The sequence below is a fragment of the uncultured Tateyamaria sp. genome, from assembly GCF_947503705.1.
Classification (GTDB): domain Bacteria; phylum Pseudomonadota; class Alphaproteobacteria; order Rhodobacterales; family Rhodobacteraceae; genus Tateyamaria.
Genome location: NZ_CANNES010000006.1, coordinates 93,078 through 114,465 on the forward strand (window position 1 = coordinate 93,078; position 21,388 = coordinate 114,465).

General features: G+C 60.5%; 24 protein-coding genes and 2 tRNA genes. 14 read left to right on the top strand and 12 right to left on the bottom strand.

Going from position 1 to position 21,388, the window contains the following annotated elements:
* The first annotated feature begins 29 nt into the window (after nt 1–29).
* The 3 genes from Q1A44_RS14385 to Q1A44_RS14395 are packed head-to-tail and all read left to right on the top strand — an operon-like array spanning nt 30 to nt 1,787.
* A complete protein-coding gene (locus Q1A44_RS14385; protein WP_299626483.1) occupies nt 30–731 on the top strand; it encodes a B12-binding domain-containing protein in 702 nt (233 codons plus the stop codon).
* A 13-nt stretch (nt 732–744) separates the two neighbouring features.
* Entirely contained in the window at nt 745–1,155 is a 411-nt protein-coding gene (locus tag Q1A44_RS14390) for a GNAT family N-acetyltransferase (protein ID WP_299626486.1), read from the top strand.
* On the top strand, nt 1,152–1,787 hold the full coding sequence (locus Q1A44_RS14395) for a DUF1638 domain-containing protein (RefSeq protein WP_299626489.1): 636 nt from the start codon (nt 1,152–1,154) through the stop codon (nt 1,785–1,787). The genes Q1A44_RS14390 and Q1A44_RS14395 overlap by 4 nt, the downstream gene beginning before the upstream one ends.
* 103 nt (nt 1,788–1,890) lie before the next feature.
* On the opposite strand, the gene Q1A44_RS14400 is transcribed toward Q1A44_RS14395, so the two are convergent.
* The gene (locus Q1A44_RS14400; RefSeq protein WP_299626492.1) at nt 1,891–2,295 is read right to left on the bottom strand and encodes a SufE family protein; all 405 of its coding nucleotides are present in this window, start codon (nt 2,293–2,295) and stop codon (nt 1,891–1,893) included.
* 132 nt (nt 2,296–2,427) lie between these two features.
* Between Q1A44_RS14400 and Q1A44_RS14405 the strand changes: the two genes are divergently transcribed.
* The gene (locus Q1A44_RS14405; protein ID WP_299626495.1) at nt 2,428–2,964 is read left to right on the top strand and encodes a hypothetical protein; all 537 of its coding nucleotides are present in this window, start codon (nt 2,428–2,430) and stop codon (nt 2,962–2,964) included.
* A gap of 4 nt (nt 2,965–2,968) precedes the next feature.
* Here Q1A44_RS14405 and rnd read toward each other — a convergent pair whose 3' ends face one another.
* From rnd to purM, 3 genes are all read right to left on the bottom strand, one after another.
* Entirely contained in the window at nt 2,969–4,135 is a 1,167-nt protein-coding gene (rnd, locus tag Q1A44_RS14410; protein WP_299626498.1) for a ribonuclease D, read from the bottom strand.
* Nucleotides 4,136–4,230: 95 nt separating this feature from the next.
* Nucleotides 4,231–4,839, bottom strand: a complete 609-nt coding sequence (purN, locus tag Q1A44_RS14415) for a phosphoribosylglycinamide formyltransferase (protein ID WP_299626501.1) — start codon at nt 4,837–4,839, stop codon at nt 4,231–4,233.
* Complete coding sequence (gene purM / locus Q1A44_RS14420; protein ID WP_299626504.1) at nt 4,814–5,866, bottom strand: phosphoribosylformylglycinamidine cyclo-ligase; 1,053 nt, start codon at nt 5,864–5,866, stop codon at nt 4,814–4,816. The genes purN and purM overlap by 26 nt, the downstream gene beginning before the upstream one ends.
* 214 nt (nt 5,867–6,080) lie before the next feature.
* Between purM and Q1A44_RS14425 the strand changes: the two genes are divergently transcribed.
* Both Q1A44_RS14425 and Q1A44_RS14430 read left to right on the top strand, forming a co-directional pair.
* On the top strand, nt 6,081–7,169 hold the full coding sequence (locus tag Q1A44_RS14425; protein WP_299626507.1) for a porin: 1,089 nt from the start codon (nt 6,081–6,083) through the stop codon (nt 7,167–7,169).
* 58 nt (nt 7,170–7,227) lie between these two features.
* A tRNA-Ile gene (locus Q1A44_RS14430) sits at nt 7,228–7,304 on the top strand.
* A gap of 442 nt (nt 7,305–7,746) precedes the next feature.
* Here Q1A44_RS14430 and Q1A44_RS14435 read toward each other — a convergent pair.
* Complete coding sequence (locus Q1A44_RS14435; RefSeq protein WP_299626510.1) at nt 7,747–8,193, bottom strand: DUF4442 domain-containing protein; 447 nt, start codon at nt 8,191–8,193, stop codon at nt 7,747–7,749.
* A 74-nt stretch (nt 8,194–8,267) separates the two neighbouring features.
* Nucleotides 8,268–9,560, bottom strand: coding sequence for an ATP-binding protein (locus Q1A44_RS14440; protein WP_299626513.1), 1,293 nt, complete (start codon nt 9,558–9,560; stop codon nt 8,268–8,270).
* A 45-nt stretch (nt 9,561–9,605) separates the two neighbouring features.
* Here Q1A44_RS14440 and Q1A44_RS14445 point away from each other — a divergent pair, with 45 nt between their 5' ends.
* Together Q1A44_RS14445 and Q1A44_RS14450 are read left to right on the top strand one after the other, a co-directional pair.
* Nucleotides 9,606–10,517: an MBL fold metallo-hydrolase gene (locus Q1A44_RS14445; RefSeq protein ID WP_299626516.1), complete on the top strand. Its 912-nt coding sequence runs from the start codon at nt 9,606–9,608 to the stop codon at nt 10,515–10,517.
* Nucleotides 10,518–10,598: 81 nt separating this feature from the next.
* Nucleotides 10,599–10,673: transfer RNA gene (locus Q1A44_RS14450), tRNA-Asn, on the top strand.
* A gap of 56 nt (nt 10,674–10,729) precedes the next feature.
* On the opposite strand, the gene Q1A44_RS14455 is transcribed toward Q1A44_RS14450, so the two are convergent.
* The 3 genes from Q1A44_RS14455 to Q1A44_RS14465 are packed head-to-tail and all read right to left on the bottom strand — an operon-like array spanning nt 10,730 to nt 13,448.
* A complete protein-coding gene (locus tag Q1A44_RS14455; protein ID WP_299626519.1) occupies nt 10,730–11,491 on the bottom strand; it encodes a hypothetical protein in 762 nt (253 codons plus the stop codon).
* Nucleotides 11,488–12,531: a GSCFA domain-containing protein gene (locus Q1A44_RS14460; protein ID WP_299626522.1), complete on the bottom strand. Its 1,044-nt coding sequence runs from the start codon at nt 12,529–12,531 to the stop codon at nt 11,488–11,490. Before Q1A44_RS14460 ends, Q1A44_RS14455 begins: the two co-directional genes overlap by 4 nt.
* Complete coding sequence (locus tag Q1A44_RS14465; RefSeq protein ID WP_299626903.1) at nt 12,528–13,448, bottom strand: aminotransferase class IV; 921 nt, start codon at nt 13,446–13,448, stop codon at nt 12,528–12,530. Before Q1A44_RS14465 ends, Q1A44_RS14460 begins: the two co-directional genes overlap by 4 nt.
* Nucleotides 13,449–13,544: 96 nt before the next feature.
* Between Q1A44_RS14465 and Q1A44_RS14470 the strand changes: the two genes are divergently transcribed.
* From Q1A44_RS14470 to Q1A44_RS14480, 3 genes are all read left to right on the top strand, one after another.
* Nucleotides 13,545–14,474 carry an aldose epimerase family protein gene (locus tag Q1A44_RS14470; RefSeq protein WP_299626525.1) on the top strand — a complete coding sequence of 310 codons (930 nt, stop codon included), beginning with the start codon at nt 13,545–13,547 and terminating at the stop codon, nt 14,472–14,474.
* Nucleotides 14,475–14,704: 230 nt separating this feature from the next.
* Complete coding sequence (locus Q1A44_RS14475; protein WP_299626528.1) at nt 14,705–15,037, top strand: TfoX/Sxy family DNA transformation protein; 333 nt, start codon at nt 14,705–14,707, stop codon at nt 15,035–15,037.
* A 127-nt stretch (nt 15,038–15,164) separates the two neighbouring features.
* Nucleotides 15,165–15,611 (top strand): GNAT family N-acetyltransferase, encoded by a 447-nt coding sequence (locus Q1A44_RS14480; RefSeq protein ID WP_299626531.1) that lies wholly within the window; start codon nt 15,165–15,167, stop codon nt 15,609–15,611.
* A 101-nt stretch (nt 15,612–15,712) separates the two neighbouring features.
* Here the strand turns inward: Q1A44_RS14480 and ndk are convergent, their stop codons facing one another.
* Entirely contained in the window at nt 15,713–16,135 is a 423-nt protein-coding gene (ndk, locus tag Q1A44_RS14485) for a nucleoside-diphosphate kinase (protein WP_299626534.1), read from the bottom strand.
* 132 nt (nt 16,136–16,267) lie between these two features.
* Between ndk and Q1A44_RS14490 the strand changes: the two genes are divergently transcribed.
* The 3 genes from Q1A44_RS14490 (at nt 16,268) to Q1A44_RS14500 (ending at nt 19,453) form a co-directional block, all read left to right on the top strand.
* A complete protein-coding gene (locus Q1A44_RS14490; protein WP_299626537.1) occupies nt 16,268–18,121 on the top strand; it encodes an ABC-F family ATP-binding cassette domain-containing protein in 1,854 nt (617 codons plus the stop codon).
* Between the two features lie 95 nt (nt 18,122–18,216).
* Complete coding sequence (locus tag Q1A44_RS14495; protein ID WP_299626540.1) at nt 18,217–18,840, top strand: MarC family protein; 624 nt, start codon at nt 18,217–18,219, stop codon at nt 18,838–18,840.
* Between the two features lie 31 nt (nt 18,841–18,871).
* Nucleotides 18,872–19,453, top strand: a complete 582-nt coding sequence (locus tag Q1A44_RS14500; RefSeq protein WP_299626543.1) for a TIGR02281 family clan AA aspartic protease — start codon at nt 18,872–18,874, stop codon at nt 19,451–19,453.
* Here the strand turns inward: Q1A44_RS14500 and Q1A44_RS14505 are convergent.
* Entirely contained in the window at nt 19,450–19,905 is a 456-nt protein-coding gene (locus Q1A44_RS14505) for a DNA polymerase III subunit chi (RefSeq protein WP_299626546.1), read from the bottom strand. The two genes, Q1A44_RS14500 and Q1A44_RS14505, sit on opposite strands and share 4 nt — an antisense overlap.
* Nucleotides 19,906–19,910: 5 nt before the next feature.
* Complete coding sequence (locus tag Q1A44_RS14510; protein ID WP_299626549.1) at nt 19,911–21,380, bottom strand: leucyl aminopeptidase; 1,470 nt, start codon at nt 21,378–21,380, stop codon at nt 19,911–19,913.
* Between the last annotated feature and the right edge of the window lie 8 nt (nt 21,381–21,388).

The following is a 21,388-nucleotide window of genomic DNA, read 5'->3' on the forward strand; positions in this document are numbered from 1 at the left end:
TTCTCAGACCTGATTTCAGAGGTACGCCCATGGCAGACGAAGACGACATCATCCTCGCGGAGCTCGACGACGAAGAGCTTGTAAACCAGATGTTTGACGACCTTTACGATGGTCTCAAGGAAGAGATCGAAGAAGGGGTCAACATCCTGCTGGAGCGCGGCTGGGAGCCCTATGACATCCTGACCAAGGCTCTGGTCGGTGGCATGACGATCGTGGGCGCGGATTTCCGCGACGGTATCCTGTTTGTGCCCGAAGTGCTGCTGGCGGCAAACGCGATGAAGGGCGGCATGTTCATCCTCAAGCCTTTGCTGGCCGAGACAGGCGCGCCCCGCGTGGGCAAAATGGTCATCGGCACGGTCAAAGGCGACATCCACGACATCGGCAAGAACCTTGTGTCGATGATGATGGAAGGGGCCGGGTTCGAGGTTGTGGACCTCGGGATTAACAATCCGGTCGAAAACTACCTCGAAGCGATGGAAGCCGAAGGCCCCGATATTCTTGGCATGTCGGCCCTGCTGACCACAACCATGCCCTATATGAAGGTCGTGATCGACACGATGGTCGAAAAGGGTATTCGCGACGACTATATTGTGCTGGTTGGTGGCGCGCCCCTGAACGAAGAGTTCGGCAAAGCCATCGGGGCTGACGCGTATTGCCGGGATGCAGCCGTGGCGGTGGAGACGGCCAAGGAATTCGTGGCCCGCAAGCACAATCAGATGGCTGCCGGATAATCGAGAGATGGAGGTGCGCCGCACAACGCGCGCCGACCTCGATGTGATCATGGGCGCGCCGCACCTGTTCGACGCGCCCCCTGACCCGGACCGCACAGCCGAAATGCTGGATGATCCGCGTCACCACCTGTTTCTGGCGCTCAGCATGGGCGACCCCGTCGGCTTTTTGTCTGCGGTAGACTACATACACCCCGACAAGCCCCGCGCGATGTGGATCAACGAATTGGGCGTCCTTGAAACGGCTAGGCGGCGCAGTGTTGCCACGCGCCTCGCAGCAGAGGCATCCGCACATGCGCAGACCATCGGCTGCACCGAAATCTGGGTGCTCGCGGACCCGACCCATGAGGCCCTCGGGTTCTATGCATCGCTGAGCTGGGCCCGTGAGGGCGACCATATCGCAATGTTCACGAAGGCGCTGACATGACGACCCTTGACGACAGGACGCTGACGGAAAAAGGGTTCGAAGCTGTGGGCACTGGGCGCATCTTGCTCATTGCCTGCGGCGCGCTGGCCCGCGAAATTCTAGACCTCAAGGCCGCCAATGGCTGGCATCACATGGATCTGACCTGCCTGCCCGCCAAACTGCACCTCTACCCTGACAAAATCACCGAGGCTGTGCGCGCGGCCGTCGCCAAGCATCGTGCCAACTATGCGACGATCTTTGTCGTCTATGCCGATTGCGGCACGGGCGGATTGCTTGAAGTGACCTGCAAAGAGATGGGCGTCGAGATGATTGCAGGACCGCATTGCTACAGTTTTTTTGAGGGAAATGAACGCTTTGCAAAGCAGAGTGAAAGTGAAATCACCGCCTTTTACCTCACCGACTTCCTGGTGCGGCAGTTTGAGGCGTTCATCCTCAAACCCATGGGCCTGGACCGGCACCCCGAATTACGGGACATGTATTTCGGCAATTATGAAAAGCTGGTTTATCAGGCGCAAACCGACGATCCGGAGCTGACCGAAAAGGCGCGCCACGCCGCCGAAACCCTGGGCCTCGCATTCGAGAGACGCCTGACGGGCTACGGCGATCTTGAAACGACGCTCAAACAGCTCTGAGCTGTCTCTTGTCTTCTGGCCAGAAATTTCGCGGTGGTACGGGGGCTGGCCCGCAAGTTGCCGACACGACACACAGGCGCCAAAGTCCTCAACCGGGCGATGTTCAGCCCGCTGCTACCAATCGAATACGCTCGATCATTGCGCGCAGCCCGTTTGAGCGTTGCGCCGACAAATGATCATTCAAACCGAGCCGCGTCATCTCTGCCCGGGCGTCGACCTCCAGCACCTCTGCCGTGGTCAATCCGTTGTAAAGGTGGCGCAAAACGGCAATCAACCCTTTCACGATCATCGCGTCGCTGTCCCCTTCAAACCGAAACACGCCACCTTCGATCACCGGGTGCAGCCAGACCTGGCTGGCGCAGCCATCCACCTTCGTTGCGGGCACCTTGAGCGCATCGGGAAGCGGATCAAGCGCCTTGCCCTGCTCGATCACATAGCGATAGCGATCTTCCCAATCCTCCAGAAACTCAAAGTCCTCGACGATCTCTTCAAATGCAGCACTGGCCATGATTGCCCCGTTCCCAACGTTGTCCCCGTGGACCTAGGCGCGCCACGGCCAAAGGTCCAGCCCCCGAAACGGTGCTTTTCAACGCGCCGCCGATCCGCTACCAACTGACGCAAACACAAGTGCAGGCGACCCATGCGTATTCTGACAATCTCTCTTCTTGTTGCGACCATGACACTGACCGCCTGCGGTGCAGTCCGGGAAAGCCGGGTCAATCCGCTGAACTGGTTCGGTGGCAGCCGGTCGACCCCAGTCCAGCAGAAGACCGCAGAAGAAACCAACCCGCTGATCCCGCAAACAACGCGGGGCGGGCTGTTTTCAAGCGCGCGGGATGCGGCTCGGGAATATCTGGGCACGCCCATTGATCAGGTCAGTGGTCTGGTGATCGAACGTGTGCCCGGCGGCGGCATCATCCGTGTTACCGGGATCAGCGAAGTTCTTGGCATCTACGATGTGCGTCTGACGCCAGCGGACGACAACGAAGAGGTCGATGAGGATGGGGTGCTGACTTATCGGCTGGAAGGTGTACGCCCGGCGCGTGTTGTGCGCGGTGGCACCGAACGGCAGCGTACCGTCATGGCCGCGCGCCGCCTGACTGACAACCAACTGGCCGAGGCGCGGGTGATCCGTGTTGAGGGGCGTTTGAACGCCCAGACCACCTCGCGTCGCTGATCTTCTATTCGTCGTCCAACAGAATAATGCGTACGTCCGCCCCTTGAGCGGTGAGCGCGACGCGTCCCTCACAAAGGCGCATGGCATCCGCGCCAAAAACCTCGGCCCGCCACCCTTTGAGGGCCGGTACATCGCGCATGCCTGCGGCCATTGCGTCCAGATCTGCCGCTGTGGCGATCAGCTTGGCCGCCACGCCCGCACTTTCGGTCTTGGCCTTGAGCAGGACACGCAGCAGATCGGCCAGAGCCGGGTTCACCTGCATCTTTTCTCGGCTGCGATCGGGTTTCGGCATTGCGCCGGGGTCCATTGAGACGCCCCGCGCCACCGCCGCCAGTATGCCCTCGACGATCTCGCCCTTGCGGGCCTCGCGCAGCAACAGGCGCGACCGGCCCAGATCCTCATGGCTCTTGGGTTTGTTGCTGGCCAGTTCGACCAGCGCGTCGTCTTTATAGACCCGGTTGCGCGGTACGTTTTTGCGCTGTGCATATTCTTCGCGGAACGCGGCCAATTCCTGGACGATGGCGAGGAATTTTGGGGATGAGGTCCGAGTCTTGACCCGTTTCCAGGCATTTTCGGGCTGAATGATGTATGTCGCTGGTGACAGCAGCACTTGCAGCTCTTCCTCCACCCAGCGCGCGCGCCCGCTTTCTTCCAGCTTGGCGGCCAGAAACTCATAGATTTGGCGCAGATGCGTCACATCCGCGATGGCATAACTTTTTTGCGCATCCGTCAGCGGACGGCGCGACCAGTCGGTAAAGCGCGAGGTCTTGTCGACCCCCTCGCGCGCAATCTTGCGCACCAGCGTCTCGTATCCCACCTGTTCGCCAAAGCCGCAGACCATCGCCGCCACCTGGGTGTCAAAAAGCGGTTCGGGAAAGACCTGCGCATCCACATAGAAAATCTCAAGGTCCTGTCGCGCGGCGTGAAACACCTTGACCACCGAGGTGTCACGAAACAGCTCATAGAGTGGTTCCAGAGACATATTTCCAGCCAGCGGATCAACCAACACGGCATTTTCATCCGTGGTGCCGGGCATGGCCAATTGGATCAGGCAAAGTTTGGAATAATAGGTGCGCTCGCGCAGAAATTCGGTGTCGACCGTCACAAAGGGATGCGTTGCCGCCTCCTTGCAATATGCGGCCAGGTCTTCGGTCGTTGTTATGGTTTTCATACGCGGCTTCTTGTTCGTGTTTTTTGGACCGTCTTGGTTTTCCGGGTCTACACCAAAGGCAGCGCAGTGACTAGGGCCGCACGCGGATCACAGGGTCAGAGCATCAGTGGCCGTGTCTCGCCTGATGCAAAACGACGCAAAACGGCCGGGTAAAGGCGGTGTTCCTGCACGAGGACACGCGCCGCCAGTGTGTCCGGCGTGTCAAAGGCATGCACCGCAATCCGCGCCTGGCCCAGAATCGGACCGTCATCCAGCGCAGGCGTAACCAGATGCACGGTACAACCATGTTCTGTGTCACCGGCCTCCAGAGCGCGAGCATGGGTGTGCAGCCCCTTGTATTTCGGCAATAGCGAGGGGTGGATGTTCAGCATTCGCCCCGCCCAAGGCGTCACAAATCCTGCCGTCAGCACCCGCATGAACCCCGCCAGGCACAAAATATCGGGTGTATGGGGCGCCAGCGCCGTGTTCAGCGCTGCTTCAAAGGCCGGGCGGTCTTTGCCAAAGGGGCGGTGATCAACCACTTCGGTCGCGATCCCCTGCCCTTTGGCCCAAGCGATCCCGCCTGCATCTGCGTTGTTCGACACAACGACCGCGGGCCGGGCGGCGTGATCGCCCACCATATCCTCGACCAGCGCGCGCATATTCGACCCGCCACCCGAAACAAAGATGGCGACCCGTTTAGGCACCCGCCAGCGCCCCGGCATAGCGGACACCGTCGCCTTTGGTCACAGTGCCGATCCGGGTGACGGTTTGCCCTTCAGATTGCAGGGCCTGTGTCACGTCCACCTCATGTCCGGGGCTGACCACCACGACCATGCCAATGCCTGCATTGAAGGTCTTCAGCATCTCGGCCTCGGCCATGCCCCCTTGGGCCATCAGCCAGTCAAAGACAGGCGGCAAGGTCCAGGATGACAGGTCCACATCCGCGCCCAAGCCCTCGGGCATCACACGCGGCAGGTTCTCGGTCAGGCCACCGCCGGTGATATGAGCAAACCCATGCACCCCACCGGCCCCAATGGCAGCAAGCGCAGCTTTGACATAAAGGCGTGTTGGCGTCAGCAGGGCCGCACCCAGCGTCCCCTCGCCCCAGGGGCAGGCATCTTCCCATCCGAGGCCTGAGGCCTCGACAATCCGGCGCACCAGCGAAAATCCGTTGGAATGTACACCGTCCGAGGCCAGGCCGAGCAAAACATCACCCTCGGTGACACCCGAAGGCAGGGCTGTGCCCCGCTCCATCGCGCCGACGCTAAAGCCCGCCAGATCAAAATCGCCTGCTGGATACATGCCCGGCATTTCTGCCGTCTCGCCCCCAATCAAGGCACAGCCCGAGGCGGTGCAGCCTTTGGCGATGCCTTCGATGATGCGGGTCGCCTGGTCCAACTCCAGTTTGCCCGTCGCAAAGTAATCGAGGAAAAACAGGGGCTCGGCCCCCTGACAGACCAAATCGTTCACACACATGGCAACCAGATCAATGCCCACGCCGTCCACATTGCCAGTGTCGATGGCAATGCGCAGCTTGGTGCCCACCCCGTCGGTGGCCGCGACCAAAACCGGGTCGGCAAAGCCCGCCGCCTTGAGATCAAACAGCCCGCCAAAGCCGCCCAGACCCGAGGCGACACCGGGCCGCTTGGTCGCGGCTGCGGCCGGCTTGATCCGATCAACCAGCGCGTTGCCCGCATCAATATCCACGCCCGCCTCGGCATAGGTCATTCCGTTCTTGCCATCGCTCATCTGCGTTCTCCTCAGGCCTGACCGCCCCTTACCGTGAACCGCATCAAGGTTGCAAAAGGAAATACGCGGCGCGAGGTCAATCCGAGACCATGGGTACAGGGCGCAGTTCCCGTCACGAGGGTGTGAAATGACTTTGTCATGATTGCACGCGATACTGAGACCACGAGCGTGACACATTCGCGCCCCGCACAGTCTCCAACCCAAGGACAAGCCCATGCGCCGCCCTATTGCACCTGCCCTTTGCGTATTGACGCTGGGGCTGACATTGCCCCTCGCCGCAGAGGCGCAAGTCGTCGATATTGAGGATGGCGGGTTTACCCTGACATTCGGGGGGCAGATCAACCGGGCCTTTCTGTTTGCCGATGACGGGGTCGAAAGCAATTCGTTCTTTGTGGACAATGACAACTCTTCCACCCGGCTGCGGGCGCGTGCGGCCTATGATTTTGGCAATTTCGTGATTGGCGGCAATATCGAATATGAATTCGAATTCAGTTCCTCGAACTCGGTCAGCCAACTCAATTCCGACATCAGCAGCTCAGTCGCCAACGAACGCAAATTCGAGATTTTTGCCGAAACGGGTTTCGGGACGTTTACCTATGGCCAGGGCGATGCGTCCTCCAACGGTGTATCAGAAGTGGACTTGTCCGGCACGGCGCTTGGGAACAATTCCGATGTGGCGCTGATTGCAGGCAGCCAGCTATTGCGGAATACCGCGGGCGCATTCACCGGCGACGATGTGGGAAACTTCTTTACCAACCTTGACGGCAACAGCCGGATTGAGCGGTTTCGCTATGACACGCCTGAATTCCTGAATGGCTTTGTCGCCTCCGTCACCCTGGGTGAGGATGATCGTGACGACGTGGCACTGCGCTTCGATCGGACCATTGGAGACGTTCGGGTGCGAGCCGCCGCAGCCTATGCTCAAACGCAGACAGCTGACCGCATCAGCGGCTCGGTTTCGGCCTTTCACACACCTACCGGTCTCAACCTGACATTTGCCAGCGGCAGTGATGACTTGGATGGCTCGGACCGTGATCCCGGCTTCAATTACATCAAGCTCGGCTATCAGACCAAAGAGTTGCTCAAGGCCGGCACGACCTCGTTCGCGGTGGACTATTATGATGGTCAGAATCAGAGTGTGGACGGCAGCAGTTCCCAATCCATCAGCCTATTTGTGGTCCAGAAAGTGGATGCTTGGAACACCGAGTTTTACGGCGGTTACCGGACCTATGACGTGACCACGCCCACGACAGATTTTCAGGATCTCGACGTCGTCTTTCTTGGTGCGCGATTTACCTTCTGACCAGGCGCGCCAGGATATCTTGACACGTCCGGCTCGGGTGATATGCCCGTGCTCAGGCGGGCCTGTAGCTCAATTGGTTAGAGCAGAGCGCTCATAACGCTTTGGTTGCGGGTTCAAGTCCTGCCGGGCCTACCAACCGCCGCCAGGCACGTGTCGACGCACAGGATATGTCGATCACGTTTTCGACAGACCCGACAATTTTCAACTTGTGGCTGTTGGCCCGATGCACAAATGGCCTTCACAAGGGCAATCCACTCCGCTATTTTGAAAACATTAGCTTTTTCGAGATGGAGATGACCAGATGAAAGTATTGATCCCTGCGACGATCGCCGGATTGATGGCGGCCACATCGGCGTCCGCGGCTGGCTGCTGGACGGCATGGTATGGAGGGTTGTACAATGCGGGGTGTTACAGTTCGTACCAGACCTGCATGAGCCAGCCAAATGTGACGTCCTGCACACGCGTAAACAGCTAAAGAGATTGCCCGCGCTGTTGCCGTACTTGTTGCCTGCGTCCAGCGCGGGCATTGATCGATCTTACCGTATGGGCGGCCCGACACATTTTCGGATCCGGCACATCAGCCCTTCCGCACGTGCCATCCGACAACCATCGTCACCACGGTGTCGCCCGCAGCGTCGCGAATGTCGACGGTGATGTCGAAGGCAACCTTGCCCGCATCTTCCAGCTCTTTGACAAGCTCCGCGCCGGGACGTTCCGTCTTGGCATGGGCCTCAAGCCGCCCCTTGGCGATCTTGACGTAGGAAATTTGCGCGCCCGACGCCACGGGCCGCGCCTGAAAGATCATCGGCCCGAACGCACCCGCCAGAGCCGCGCCAGAGGCCGCCTCGCCCAGAGTGAACATCGCGCCTGCATGCTGCGACTGAATATGGTTCGACGTCTCGTTGCGCTGGTCCAGCGCGGTGACGCCCGTACCATCGCCCACCTCCACCACCTCGACGCCCACATAATTGGCAAACGGCACCGCCTGGCTCAGCTGCGCGCGGATCATCTCGAATGGGGTCATGGAGGCACTCCTGTGGCTATGCGCCACTAAGATCACGACACCGCCATAAAGCAAGCCTGCCGCTGCGGCACAACCTAACGTGCAATCACGATATCGGCGCGCAGGCCTCCCAATCGGTCGCTTCGCCCCAGGCGCAGCACGCCGCCGTGGGCACGGGCGATGTCAGTGGCGATAGCCAATCCGAGGCCCACGCCAGAGCCCTTGTCCTGATTGCGCGCGGGATCAAGGCGCACAAAGGGGCGCTGCGCATCGGCGCGCTGATCCTCGGGAATGCCGGGGCCATCATCCTCGACCCGCAGGCGCAGGGATTTATCGGTGATGGCGACTGACACCTCGGCGCGCGCGCCATAGCGCACCGCGTTGCTGACAAGATTGTCCAACGCACGGCGCATCGCGACGGGGCGCAGCATGGCCATGCCGCTGCCTTCAATGCTGTGGATCGTGACAGCCTGCCCTGCCCTTTGGGCATCCTCCACGATGGATTTGGCCATCTCGACAGGGTCAACGCTTTCAGGCTCGCTTTCTGTGTCGCCGGCGGCAAAGCTAAGGAAGGCGTCTATCATCCGCTGCATCTCGGTCACGTCCTGTTCCAGCGGGACGCGGTCGTCGTCTTCCAGCATCGACAGAGCCAGGCGCATCCGGGTCAGCGGTGTGCGCAAATCGTGGCTGACCCCCGACAGCATCAGGGTCCGCGTCTCGATCTGCCGTTCGATCCGGTTGCGCATGTCGACAAAGGCTGTGCCCGCCGCGCGCACCTCGGTCGCACCACCGGGCGTATAGGCCATGTGCCGCCCCCGACCAAAAGCCTCTGCCGCCCGGGCCAGCCGTTTGATGGGGCGCAGCTGATTGCGCAGATAGATAAAGGCGATGATAGTGATCAGCACACTGAAAAAGACCATGTTGACCAGCAATTGATGCGGGTTGGCCGCCGAAATCCGCCTTCGGTCAAAAACAACCTCCAACGGCCCCCGGTCGCTGTCGATCACCAGACGGACAATATCGTTGTCATAAAGATCAACGACGGCAATCTCGGGCAAAGCGGCCCGCAGCCTTGTTTTGACGACCAGTCCCGAAAAATCATACCAGAGCCGCGTATCCGGTGCCTCCAACACCTCCGGTTCTACCGGGCGCACGTCGATCTGCAATGGCCCCGCGATTTCGGGCAAAACAGCCTCCTGCGCCCCCAGCACCATGCGCAATTCACGCACAACGGCATCCGCCATCTGATGCGTGACATCTTCGAAATGACGCTGAATAAAGACAACGGAAACGACCAGTTGCACCACCACAACAGGCAAAAGCAGGATCAGGGCGGCGCGCCCATAAATCCCGCGCGGCAGATAGTGTTTGAGCAAAGCGAATGACATGGGCTAGAGCCTAGCGGTGCCCGCCCCAATACGAAAGTGCAACCCATGATGCCGCCTGACGATTTCGATCCGCCCGTAGGTGTCGCGATGGATTTGGGGCAAGGCGTGCGCAGGATCGTGGCGCCCAACCCCTCGCCCATGACCTACCGGGGCACAAATACGTATCTGATCGGGACGCGGGATCTGGCAGTGATCGACCCGGGGCCTATGGACCATGACCATCTCGAAGCGATCCTGTCGGCCTGTGCCCCCGGCCAACGCGTCACCCATATCATCGTTACGCACAGCCACCTTGATCATTCACCCCTCGCCGCCCCTTTGTCCGAGCGGACTGGGGCACCCGTCTATGCGTTTGGCCATGCGACCGCCGGGCGCAGCGCGGTCATGACCGAATTGGCCGCCTCGGGGTTGGTGGGTGGTGGTGAGGGGATCGACCACGGTTTTGTCCCCGATGTAGAGTTGGAAGACGGACAATTGATCATCGGAAAGGATTGGCAGCTTGAAGTGATCCATACGCCCGGGCATCTGGGCAATCACATCTGCCTTGGCCTGGGTGATTTGTGCCTGACAGCCGATCATGTGATGGGCTGGGCCAGTTCGCTGGTCTCGCCACCCGACGGTGACCTGACCGATTTCATGGCGTCATGTGCCCGTCTGCGTTCCCGCGGCTGGTCGCGCTTTCTGCCCGGCCACGGGGCCGAGATTGCGACGCCCGCCGCGCGCCTCGACTGGCTGATCGGACATCGCCAAGGGCGCGAGACCGCGATCCTGGCGGCCTTGGGCAACGGCGCCAAAACGGCATCGGCCCTCACCCGCGCCGTCTATACAGATACACCTGCCGCTCTATTGCCCGCAGCAGAGCGCAACGTATTGGCGCATCTCATTGACTTGATGGGAAAATCCACGGTCCAGGCCTTGGGCCCGTTGCAGGCGGACACCCTGTTTCAACGGCTCTGACGGCTTAGATAATTTTTTGCGCATCACAGGCGCAAACCCTCTGGACGCCACAAATCCGCATTGCTATACGACGCGAACCGTTCCGGCGTAGCTCAGCGGTAGAGCAGTTGACTGTTAATCAATTGGTCGTAGGTTCGATCCCTACCGCCGGAGCCATAAAAAGCCCTTTGGGATCAATATCCTGAAGGGTTTTTTTGTGCCTGACAAACTCTTCAGCCTGCCAATATCGTCCTGTGTAACTCGTCGAATACCAGCGCGGCATAGCTGGCATTCATATGCATGTAATCCGTCAGCTCGGGCTCGGCATCTGGGTCCATCTCGGCAGCCCGTGACAAGTCGGGCTTTGAGAAAAACGGGTCGGCCATGGCCGTTTCGGGAACAGGCAAGTAGGCAAGCGATTTGGCGAACATATGCTCGTGCACGCCTGAGTTAAACATCTCGAACAGGGCCTGGCGATCCGGTTGTGCCTGCAATCCGGCAAGGGCGTCGCTCACCTCCACTGCCTTGGTCGAGGGGTACGGCATCTGCACCACCACCATATTCTCCGCCGCTGGGAAAAACCGGCGCAGACGGTTGGTATAGGCGTTGATATGGCCCGCCATCGCGTCGCGCAGACAGGCCTGCGACACCAACGGCCCCGTGTCGTTCAGCGCGCGCAGCCCAAGCAGGTTGAAGCTGCCCAAAGCCTCAAAAAGATGGCGCAGGTAAAACCCGTGCGAGGTCAGCAACACCAGATCAAAGGCTGCAAAGTCGAGCACATGCGCGCCTTTTGGATCAATGACCTGGCGGGTGTTTTCGGATGGCGGATCGGCCAAACGCAGCGCCTTGCCCTTGCGCAAATCGGACTTGAAAAACAGCTGATTGTCGAGACCAAAGAAGGACAGGGCCACACCGGGATACCGCGCCTCGATCGCCTCAGCCGCATCGGCAAAAGCTGCCAGATGCGAGTTGCCGATGATCGCCACGCGGGTCACGTGCGAAAGGCCTCAAGCATAATCTCCTCGCATTGCACGTCCCATTCCGCCTCATGCACAGGCACGGGCGCCGGGATCACGTCGACTACACCATCCGCATAGCTGGCGACGAATGTGTCCATGACCTTTGCCACCCCTACCTCGGAGGGGTCGCGCAGGTTGTCGGCAAAGAAGGGTCCGCCCAGAACAGGCGTCGTGATGATCTCGTAGGAGGGAAAATAATCTACGTTGTCGAACCGCGCGACCAGTTCGGCGCAAACCGCGCGCAAGATTGATTTCGATGTGGTCGAGGCCACGGCCACATGAGCCTCCGTCGCGGTGGCCGTCAGGGGCACAGGCGACACTGTCAGCAGCATCTTGATGTCCGGATTGCGCGCCATCAGCATGTCGCGGACGGTGATCATGTCGCCCAGGATTTCGGCAAAGCCGAAATTCACAAAATCCACAGGATTGTCGGTGATGGTGCCCGCAATGGTGCCTGGGGCTGTGGGCAAGGTGCGGCCTGTCGCACGGTCCACCCATGCCTCTGTTAGACCAAGGGTAAAGATCAGGCATTGCGCTTGGCTCAACGCGATTTCAACGCATTTCAAATGCGCTGCCCGCGCCTGCACCACATCATCCGCGCTTCCCAGCCCTTGCGGTTCAACGCCCGGCCGCAAAGCGTCGTAGAACCGGCCGTCTTTCTCCCAGATGATCGGTGTAGGCGCGCCCACTTCACGCATTAATTCGACCAGTTGGCGCGGGGTATAGAGGTTGCCGTAGCGCGCGGAATAGAGGCCATAGCCATAGCGCCGCGCGATGCGGCGCGGGATCCGGTCGGCGATATCCTCGGTCTGGATCACATTCCAGCCCATGCCGTCCAACTTGCGGTGCAGATGCTGGGCGAAACAGCTGCCCGCCGTCATGATTGGCAGGCCCGCGTCCATCTGGAATTTGGGTTTATGCAAGTGGGCCACCGCCTCCGCCTGACGCTCCACCACTGCGCTGCGCCAAAAGGCCCAAGGCGGGCGTGATTGATAGGGCGAGATATCAGAACTCATGCCGCGTCCGCCTTGATCAACGCCTTGTAGGCCGCACGCAATCGGGCAAAGACAGGGCCTGCCACGCCGTCCCCAATGACCCGCCCATCAATCTCGAACACTGGCGTTTGCGCGCCAAAAGTGCCCGTCAAGAACGCCTCATCAGCACCGTAGGTGTCGACCAGGGAATAGTTCCGCTCGAAAACCGGAATTTCCAGATCACGGCACAAATCAATAACTTTTTGGCGCGTGATGCCGTTCATGCAGTAATCCCCCGTCGAAGTCCAAACCGACCCCTTCTTGACGATGAAAAAATTGCAGGCATTGGTCGTGTTCACAAACCCGAACGGGTCAAGCATCAACGCCTCGTCCGCCCCGGCGCGAACCGCATGGTTCAGGGCAATGATGCAGTTGAGTTTCGAGTGGGAATTGAGCTTGGCATCCTGTGTCAACGGCAGACCCCGGTGATGCGGCACGGTAGACAGTCGAATACCCCGCGTCACCACGCTTTCATCCGGTTTGGAATGCTCGGCGATGATCACGATAGTTGAGCCGAACATGCTGAGATGCGGGTGCTGAAACGGCTTGGTCTTGCGTCCCCGCGTCACCATCAGGCGGATATGGACATCTGTCGTCATCCCATTGGCCGCCAGCGTGTCCCAAACGGCCTGTTTCAGTGCGGCACGGTCCATCCCGATCTCAATCTCGGTATAAAGCGACGTCTCAAAAAGCCGATCCAGATGGTCGTCGAAAAAGGCAATATGTCCTTCATAAAGCCGCAAGCCTTCCCAAATCCCGTCGCCCAGCATGAACCCGCTGTCATAAACCGAGACAACAGCCTCGGCCCGGGGCACGATCCGACCATCCACATAGATCTTGATGTGGTCATTGCGGTCATCCGCTGCGGCATCATGGGTCGAAATATGACTGTCTTGCATCGGGGCCTCATCTGCGGTCACCCGCATCAAGTGCGCCCGGTGCTGCGCCGTCAAGGGCAAAGGTTTGCGCCCGGCCCTGGCTTGCGCCATTCTGCGATGATGCAAAACCTTATCACCCTCACCTCTGGCCCTCTCACCGCACGGTTTCACCCCTTCGGCGCGCGCCTGCTGCACCTGTCGCTGAATGGTGGCCAAAACCTCGTGCTGGCCGCTGACCCAGTGGCGCATCCCGTTTGGTACGCGTGTTACCCGGGGGCCATCGTGGGGCCGGTGGCCAACCGAATTACCGACGGTCAGGTCAAGGTGGCGGGTCAAACGCACCAGATGCCGCGCAACGAAGGTGGCGCAACGTGCCTGCACAGCGGCCCTGAAGGCCTGCATGCGCGCACGTGGCAGGTTGCGAAACACGGCGCAGATCACGTGACGTTCCGATGCCTGCTTGCGGATGACGACTGCGGCCTGCCGGGCGCACGGGACATCCGGGCACAGTTCCAACTGATCGACGCCACGCTGCGCCTCACAATTTCGGCCACCACTGATGCCGCCACGCCCATGAACATCGCGCACCACCCCTATTGGCGGCTGGGCAATGCCGCCGATCACCGGCTGATGGTGCCCGCCGATCACTATTTGCCGGTCAATGCCCGGAACCTGCCCACAGGCATGATGGCGTCAGTCGCAAACACCGGTTTTGATTTCCGCACCCCGCGCGCCCTGTCCGCCGACATCGACCACAACCTCTGCCTCAGCGATGCCCCAACACAAAGCCCGCAACGGGTCGCGGTTCTCACCGGCACCGATGGTTTGCGAATGCAGATCAAATCGACCGAACCCGGCCTTCAAGTCTATGCCGGGGCCTATTTGCCCTGCCTGCCCGGCACGGATATAGGCCCACTGGCAGGCATCGCACTGGAACCGCAGGGCTGGCCCGACGCACCCAACCAACCCCAGTTTCCCAGCGTGATGATCACGCCAGAGACGCCATACCGACAAATCACCGAATATTGTCTGGATCACGCCACATAATCGCCACATTTGCGCCCTTACAGCGGCATGCTCGCGTGCTGAGGTGGCACAGCCGCCGATCCGAGCGGCAGAGCAGTCAAAAGGTGATCCATGTCCCGGAAACCCCGCCCCAGCGCGACCAAACCCATGCCACAAACCAAACCGGCGCCCGCGCCCGTCTTTACCGATTACGCCAGCATCTGAAGCGCTGCGCGGGTGACAGCCCCTCGCCGCAGCGTTAGGTTGCGGCCATGAGCACGCCCGTTTCCTCGATCCGCAATCTCGGCCCGGCCATGGATGAGGCCTGCACCAAGGCGGGCATTCCCGACGCAGAAACCGTGCGCGAACTCGGCCCGGATGAGACTTATCGTCGGCTACTCCGCTCCGGCACGCGGCCTCATTTCATCGGATACTATGTGCTGGTGATGGGGCTACAGGGGCGACCTTGGAACGACTGCAAGGGCGATGAGAAAAAAGCCCTGCGAGTACGCTTTGACGCGATAAAAGCCGAAGCCTTCGACAGCGGTCTATCCGAGTTCGAACGCCATCTGGACGCGATTGGCGTGATCGAAAAACGCGGCTAGGACGTCAACCAGATCCGGCGCAAAGATAAAATGTGTTACGCACGAAACTGGCGATCAGCGCCCTTCCAAGTGTCGGCCGCCGTAACATGGTAAGGCCCAATTAGTCTTGAGCATGAATGGAACTGAAATGGTTGTGAAAATCCGACAAGCCGCTCAAAAAGATCGCGCCGCATGGGATGCCATGTTCAAAGCATATTGTCAGTTTGGCGGCGACGAACAGACCGCTGAAATGAGGGATCGCGTCTGGGGCTGGATACACGATAGTACAGCGCAAACTCTATGCTTCGTTGCCGAGAGTGATCAGGGCGACGTGGTTGGTTTCACGCATTTCAGGTCATACGAACGCCCCATGCCCGCAACAAAAGGTGCCTATATCGACGATATGTTTGTGGCACCTTCGGCACGCGGTCAGGGCGTGGTTGACCAAATGATCAAAGCCGTTGGGGACTATGCCAAGGAACATGGTTGGGACGTCGTACGATGGATGACATCGGAAACCAACTATAGGGCAAGGTCAGTCTACGATCGACATGCCACCAAGAGTGATTGGGTCACCTATCAACTGAACACCTGAAACCTGTGCCTTTGGCCACAAAACCGTCGCCTGCCTCACATGAAAAGAGGCCACAGCATCCGCCGCAGCCCCTTCAAAAATCAACTGTCAATCAGGACAGCTTAGCCAACCAGCTCAAGACCCGAGAAGAAATACGCGATTTCTTCGGCCGCTGTCTCAGGGGCGTCCGACCCGTGAACCGAGTTCTCGCCGACGGATTCGGCAAACTCGGCGCGGATCGTGCCGGGCTCTGCATCCGCAGGGTTGGTGGCCCCCATCACTTCGCGGTTCTTGGCAATGGCGCCTTCGCCTTCCAGAACCTGAGCCACGATCGGCGCGGACGCCATGAATTCGCACAGCTCGTCATAAAATGGACGCTCGGCATGCACGGCATAGAATGCACCAGCCTGCGCCTTGGTCAGGTGAATGCGTTTTTGGGCGACGATGCGCAGGCCAGCGGCTTCGAACTTGGCGTTGATCGCGCCTGTCAGGTTGCGGCGGGTTGCGTCGGGCTTGATGATGGAAAATGTACGCTCGAGAGCCATGGGATCATTCCTCTTGGGTTCGGGCACAAGTCTGCTGCGCCCTCGTGTTGAAATCGCGGCCCCGATACCATGGGCCTTTGCGCTTGGAAAGGCGCGATTGACGCCGCCGCGCAACTGCGGCACACGGCACCCATGCTGCGCATATCTGACATATCCTACAACGTCGAAGGCCGCCCTCTGTTTCAAGGGGCCAGTGCCGTCATTCCCGAAGGCCACAAGGTGGGATTGGTGGGCGCCAATGGGGCCGGCAAGACAACCCTTTTCAAGCTGATCCGGGGCGAACTGGTCCTTGAGGGCGGGTCGATTAACCTACCCAGCAAGGCCCGCATCGGTGGCGTCGCCCAAGAGGTGCCAGCCTCGGCCACATCGCTCATCGACACGGTGCTTGAGGCCGACACTGAACGCGCGGCCCTTCTGGCCGAAGCCGACAGCGCCACAGACCCTGCCCGCATCGCCGACATCCAGACGCGGCTCACCGATATCGACGCCTGGTCGGCAGAGGCGCGCGCCGCCACCATCCTAAAAGGTCTGGGCTTTGACACGGCTGAACAGCAAATGCCGTGCTCCGATTTCTCGGGCGGCTGGCGGATGCGCGTGGCTTTGGCCGCCGTTCTTTTTGCGCAGCCCGATCTGCTCCTGCTCGACGAGCCGACCAACTATCTCGACCTCGAAGGCGCGCTCTGGCTCGAATCCTACCTCGCCCGCTACCCGCACACGGTGCTGATCATCAGCCACGACCGGGGCCTGCTCAACCGGGCCGTCAGCGCGATCCTGCATCTCGAAGAACGGCAACTGACCTACTATTCCGGCCCCTACGACCAGTTTGCCCGCCAACGGGCCGAACGCCGCGCTGTGCAGGCCGCAATGGCCAAGAAACAGCAGCTGCGCCGAGACCACATGCAGGCCTTTGTGGACCGGTTCAAGGCTAAGGCGTCCAAGGCCAAACAGGCCCAATCGCGCCTCAAGATGATCGAAAAGATGGACATGATCGCCGCGCCAGAGGATGCGGCCAAACGGGTCTTCACCTTCCCCGAACCCGAAGAGCTTTCGCCGCCCATCATCAGCATCGAAGGCGGCACCACGGGCTACGGCGACACCACAATCCTGTCGCGCCTCAACCTTCGGATCGATCAGGATGACCGGATCGCTCTGTTGGGCAAGAACGGCCAGGGCAAATCAACGCTCTCCAAACTGCTGTCCGAACGGCTCCCGCTGATGTCCGGCAAAACCACTCGGTCAACCAAACTGCGGATCGGCTATTTTGCCCAGCACCAGGTGGACGAGCTACATATTGACGAAACGCCACTGCAACACCTGCAATCCATGCGCCCCGGCGTGATGCAATCCAAACTGCGTGCCCAACTCGCAGGCTTCGGGCTTGGCCCCGACCAGGCCGAAACGGTCGTGGGCCGCCTCTCGGGCGGGCAAAAGGCCCGTTTGTCGCTGCTCCTTGCCACCATCGACGCACCGCATCTTCTGATCCTGGACGAACCCACCAACCACCTCGACATCGAAAGCCGCGAGGCGCTGGTCGAAGCGCTCACCAGCTACACAGGGGCCGTGATCCTGGTCAGCCATGACATGCACCTGCTGAGCCTTGTGGCCGACCGGCTTTGGCTGGTCTCGAACGGCACGGTCAAACCTTACGAGGACGACCTCGAAAGCTACCGCAAAATGCTGCTGGCAGGCGACAAACCGGCCAAGCCCACCAAACCCGCTCCGGAAAAGCCCAAGCGCCCCAATCGCGACGCGATCCTCGCGCTACGCTCCGAGGTACGCAAATCCGAAGCGCGCGTGACAAAACTCAACGAGATGCGGGACAAGCTGGCCAGGAAACTGGCCGATCCCGCACTTTACGAGGATGCCAAGCTGGGCGAGATGGAGGTCTGGCAGAAAAAGTACGCCGAAGTCATGGGCGCGCTCGACCGCGCCGAAGCGCTCTGGATGCAAGACCTCGAAAAACTCGAAACCGCCGAAGCCCCATAGCTTCTTTTCTTTGGAAATACTCCGGGGTTTGGGGCAGAGCCCCAATACGAAAAATAGATAGAATGCGCCGACAGGCGCTCCGTTAGAAAACAGCCATGATCGACACCGCCTTTCTCATCACCGCCTTTGTGACCATGTTCGTCGTGATCGACCCCATCGGCCTGGCCCCGCTCTTCGTGGCGTTGACCCAGGGCGTGCCTGCAAAACAACGTCGTAACATCGCGCTGCGCGCCTGCGGGCTCGGCATGGCGATCCTCATCGTCTTTGGTCTGTTCGGCGAGGCGGTGCTGGGCTTCATCGGCATTTCCATGCCCGCCTTCCGGGTGGCGGGCGGCATACTCTTGTTCCTCACAGCCCTCGATATGCTGTTCGAACGACGTACAAAACGGCGCGAGGATCAAAGCGAGGAGGAAAGCTTTGACGACCCTTCCGTCTTCCCCCTCGCAATCCCCCTGATCGCAGGGCCTGGCGCCATTGCCTCTGTTATCCTGCTCACAGGCCAACGCCCCGGGGCCGAAGGATTGGCGCTGGTGCTGGGCATCACCGCATTGGTGCTTTGCGTCGTCCTTGTCCTCTTTCTCGCCTCCAGCCTGCTGGAACGCGCCTTGGGCAAAACCGGGATCACGGTCGTCACACGCCTCCTGGGCATGCTGCTGGCAGCCCTCTCGGTCCAGTTCGTGCTTGAGGGTCTGCGCGATTTCGGGCTGATCCCCGGCTGACAACCCCGCGAAGCGACCCTATATCTCACTCATGAGTTCAGACAGCATTGCCCAATTGATCTATCTCGGTACCTTCGCCCTCGTGCTGGGCGGCGGGTTCCTTCTGACGTCCAAGCTGAAACTCGGCCAGACGCTTCAAATGGCCTCCATCTGGGTGTTGATCTTTGTCGGCGCCATCGGGGCCGTTGGCATCTGGGGCGATATCCAGGATGATCTCTTTCCACACCAGACCCGCTTTGACGACACCGGCCAGATCATCGTCCCGCGCAGCGGGGATGGGCACTATTACCTCACGCTCGACCTTAACGGCACGCCCACCGCATTCATGGTGGATACCGGGGCGACCGACATGGTACTGACCCAGGCCGACGCGGCCGCCGCCGGGCTGAACCCCGAAACGCTCAACTACTTTGGCCGGGCCTTCACAGCAAATGGCGAGGTGCGCACTGCCCCCGTGCGCCTCGACACTGTCGCCATCGGCAGCATTGAGGATCGCGACGTGCCCGCCGTCGTGAACAACGGCCAGATGGAACAGTCCCTGCTCGGCATGGGCTACCTGCAACGCTGGGGCCGGATCGAGATTTCGGGCAATGAACTGACGCTTTCGCGCTAGGTCTCCGCCTTCTTTTCCCAGCGGCCGCTCTCCTCGGACCAGTACTGCGCCGACGCGCCAGCGTCCTTCAGCGCCTTCCATTGCCCGCGAGCCGTGTTCAACTGCGCCTCGTCATTGCCGTCAAAAAGGATACAAACCCGCTCTAACGCCGCCACTTCCTCAGCCGATACAGCCGCCCCATCCACGGACATGACGCAAGCGGGCCCATTGGCCGCCTCGCCAATGGTCAACAGGATCGGCTGATCCGCATCATGCGGTCCGCCAGCCAATCCATGGGGCAAAAAACCGTCATCGGCCCCAAGCCACAGTTTTTCATCCAGCCAGGACAGCCGCGCCAGATCCGTGCCGCGCACGGCCACCACCATATTGCGCTTGCGCGCGGCCTCCAGCAACTCGGTCAAGGCGACATCCAGGGACCGGCGCGTCAGGTGATAGAAATAGGCGGCACCCATGGCCCTCAGCTCTCGAAGTTATCCGCCACCAGACGGCTCAAGGCCATGACGCCCCAGCCTGTCGCGCCCTTGGGGGCCAAGGCCGTGTCGGATTTGACAGAAGCCACACCCGCAATATCGAGGTGAATCCACGGCGTACCGGGTTTGACAAAGCGTTGCAGAAACTGCGCCGCCGTGACCGACCCCGCAGGGCGACCGCCGATATTCTTCATATCCGCGATCCGCGATTTCAGCATATCGTCATAGGCCTGGCCGAGCGGCATGCGCCACGCGCCCTCACCCTCATTGCCAGCCGCCTTCAGGAACGCGTTACACAGCGTGTCGTCATTGGAAAACACGCCGGCATTCTCGTGCCCCAGACCGATAATAATTGCCCCGGTCAGGGTCGCCAGGTCAATCATGCCCGCAGGCTCAAAGCGCTCTTGCGCGTACCACATCACATCGCACAGCACCAAACGCCCTTCGGCATCAGTGTTGATGATCTCGACCGTGTCGCCCTTCATCGACGTGACCACGTCACCGGGGCGGGTCGCATTGCCCGACGGCATGTTTTCCACCAAACCGACAAGGCCCACGACATTGGCCTTGGCTTTACGACGCGCCAGCGCCCGCATGGTGCCCGCCACAACGCCGGCACCGCCCATATCCATGGTCATGTCTTCCATGCCGCCCGCAGGCTTGAGGCTGATGCCACCAGTGTCGAACACGACACCCTTGCCGATCAGCGCCAGTGGGGCGTCACCCTCAGCCCCGCCATTCCACTGCATGACGACAACTTTGGATGGGCTATCAGACCCCTGCCCTACAGACAAAAGCGTTCGCATTCCTAGCTTTGCAAGCGCATCTTCATCCAGAACTTCGACCTTGAGGCCAAGAGCTTCCATCTCAACCAGACGATCCGCAAACTCGGTGGTGGTCAGCACGTTGGCCGGCTCATTGACCAGATCGCGGGTCATAAAAGTGCCCTCGGCGATCGCCAGCAAAGGGGCCGCCGCCTCCGTCGCTTCTTCGGGGCGGCTGCACATCACGACGACCGCGCCGTCTGCATCCTTGGCATCCGTCTTGTGGGGCGTGAACGCATAGTCGCGCATCGCCAGACCAAAGGCGATTTCCTGGACCCGCCGCGCGCCATCCACGGCCAACAGCATATCGCCCGACCCACGCAGCTTGCCCAATGCTGCGCCCGCCTTGCGCGCGTCCTCAACCGAATGGTTGCGGGCCAGACAGATCACATCCACCGCTGTCGCCTCCATTCCCGCAGGCCAGGCCATCGACATCACCTCGCCAGGTTTCAGCTTGGCAAAGCCATCGCTGTCCACAAAGCGCTGCACCGCCCCTTTTGTCAGCCGGTTCACCCGACGGGCCGATTGCTCCAGCTTGCCGTCAGGCGTGACAACAACAGCCACCCGACCCTTGCGGGTGGCGATGGCGTCCAGATCGGTTGCAGCAAAGGAAATGGGGGTCAGGTCGGTCATGGCAGCCT

Coding starts and splice junctions, on each gene's coding strand:
- Q1A44_RS14435 (WP_299626510.1), bottom strand. CDS start 8,193: ATGACCCCATTCGAGATGATCCGCGCGCAGCTGAGCCAGGCGGTGCCG.
- Q1A44_RS14445 (WP_299626516.1), top strand. CDS start 9,606: ATGATGCCGCCTGACGATTTCGATCCGCCCGTAGGTGTCGCGATGGAT.
- Q1A44_RS14400 (WP_299626492.1), bottom strand. CDS start 2,295: ATGGCCAGTGCTGCATTTGAAGAGATCGTCGAGGACTTTGAGTTTCTG.
- Q1A44_RS14405 (WP_299626495.1), top strand. CDS start 2,428: ATGCGTATTCTGACAATCTCTCTTCTTGTTGCGACCATGACACTGACC.
- Q1A44_RS14460 (WP_299626522.1), bottom strand. CDS start 12,531: ATGAGTTCTGATATCTCGCCCTATCAATCACGCCCGCCTTGGGCCTTT.
- Q1A44_RS14480 (WP_299626531.1), top strand. CDS start 15,165: ATGGTTGTGAAAATCCGACAAGCCGCTCAAAAAGATCGCGCCGCATGG.
- ndk (WP_299626534.1), bottom strand. CDS start 16,135: ATGGCTCTCGAGCGTACATTTTCCATCATCAAGCCCGACGCAACCCGC.
- rnd (WP_299626498.1), bottom strand. CDS start 4,135: ATGAAAACCATAACAACGACCGAAGACCTGGCCGCATATTGCAAGGAG.
- Q1A44_RS14385 (WP_299626483.1), top strand. CDS start 30: ATGGCAGACGAAGACGACATCATCCTCGCGGAGCTCGACGACGAAGAG.
- Q1A44_RS14395 (WP_299626489.1), top strand. CDS start 1,152: ATGACGACCCTTGACGACAGGACGCTGACGGAAAAAGGGTTCGAAGCT.
- Q1A44_RS14495 (WP_299626540.1), top strand. CDS start 18,217: ATGATCGACACCGCCTTTCTCATCACCGCCTTTGTGACCATGTTCGTC.
- Q1A44_RS14425 (WP_299626507.1), top strand. CDS start 6,081: ATGCGCCGCCCTATTGCACCTGCCCTTTGCGTATTGACGCTGGGGCTG.
- Q1A44_RS14505 (WP_299626546.1), bottom strand. CDS start 19,905: ATGGGTGCCGCCTATTTCTATCACCTGACGCGCCGGTCCCTGGATGTC.
- Q1A44_RS14510 (WP_299626549.1), bottom strand. CDS start 21,380: ATGACCGACCTGACCCCCATTTCCTTTGCTGCAACCGATCTGGACGCC.
- Q1A44_RS14500 (WP_299626543.1), top strand. CDS start 18,872: ATGAGTTCAGACAGCATTGCCCAATTGATCTATCTCGGTACCTTCGCC.
- Q1A44_RS14490 (WP_299626537.1), top strand. CDS start 16,268: ATGCTGCGCATATCTGACATATCCTACAACGTCGAAGGCCGCCCTCTG.
- Q1A44_RS14475 (WP_299626528.1), top strand. CDS start 14,705: ATGAGCACGCCCGTTTCCTCGATCCGCAATCTCGGCCCGGCCATGGAT.
- purM (WP_299626504.1), bottom strand. CDS start 5,866: ATGAGCGATGGCAAGAACGGAATGACCTATGCCGAGGCGGGCGTGGAT.
- purN (WP_299626501.1), bottom strand. CDS start 4,839: ATGCCGGGGCGCTGGCGGGTGCCTAAACGGGTCGCCATCTTTGTTTCG.
- Q1A44_RS14470 (WP_299626525.1), top strand. CDS start 13,545: ATGATGCAAAACCTTATCACCCTCACCTCTGGCCCTCTCACCGCACGG.
- Q1A44_RS14465 (WP_299626903.1), bottom strand. CDS start 13,448: ATGCAAGACAGTCATATTTCGACCCATGATGCCGCAGCGGATGACCGC.
- Q1A44_RS14440 (WP_299626513.1), bottom strand. CDS start 9,560: ATGTCATTCGCTTTGCTCAAACACTATCTGCCGCGCGGGATTTATGGG.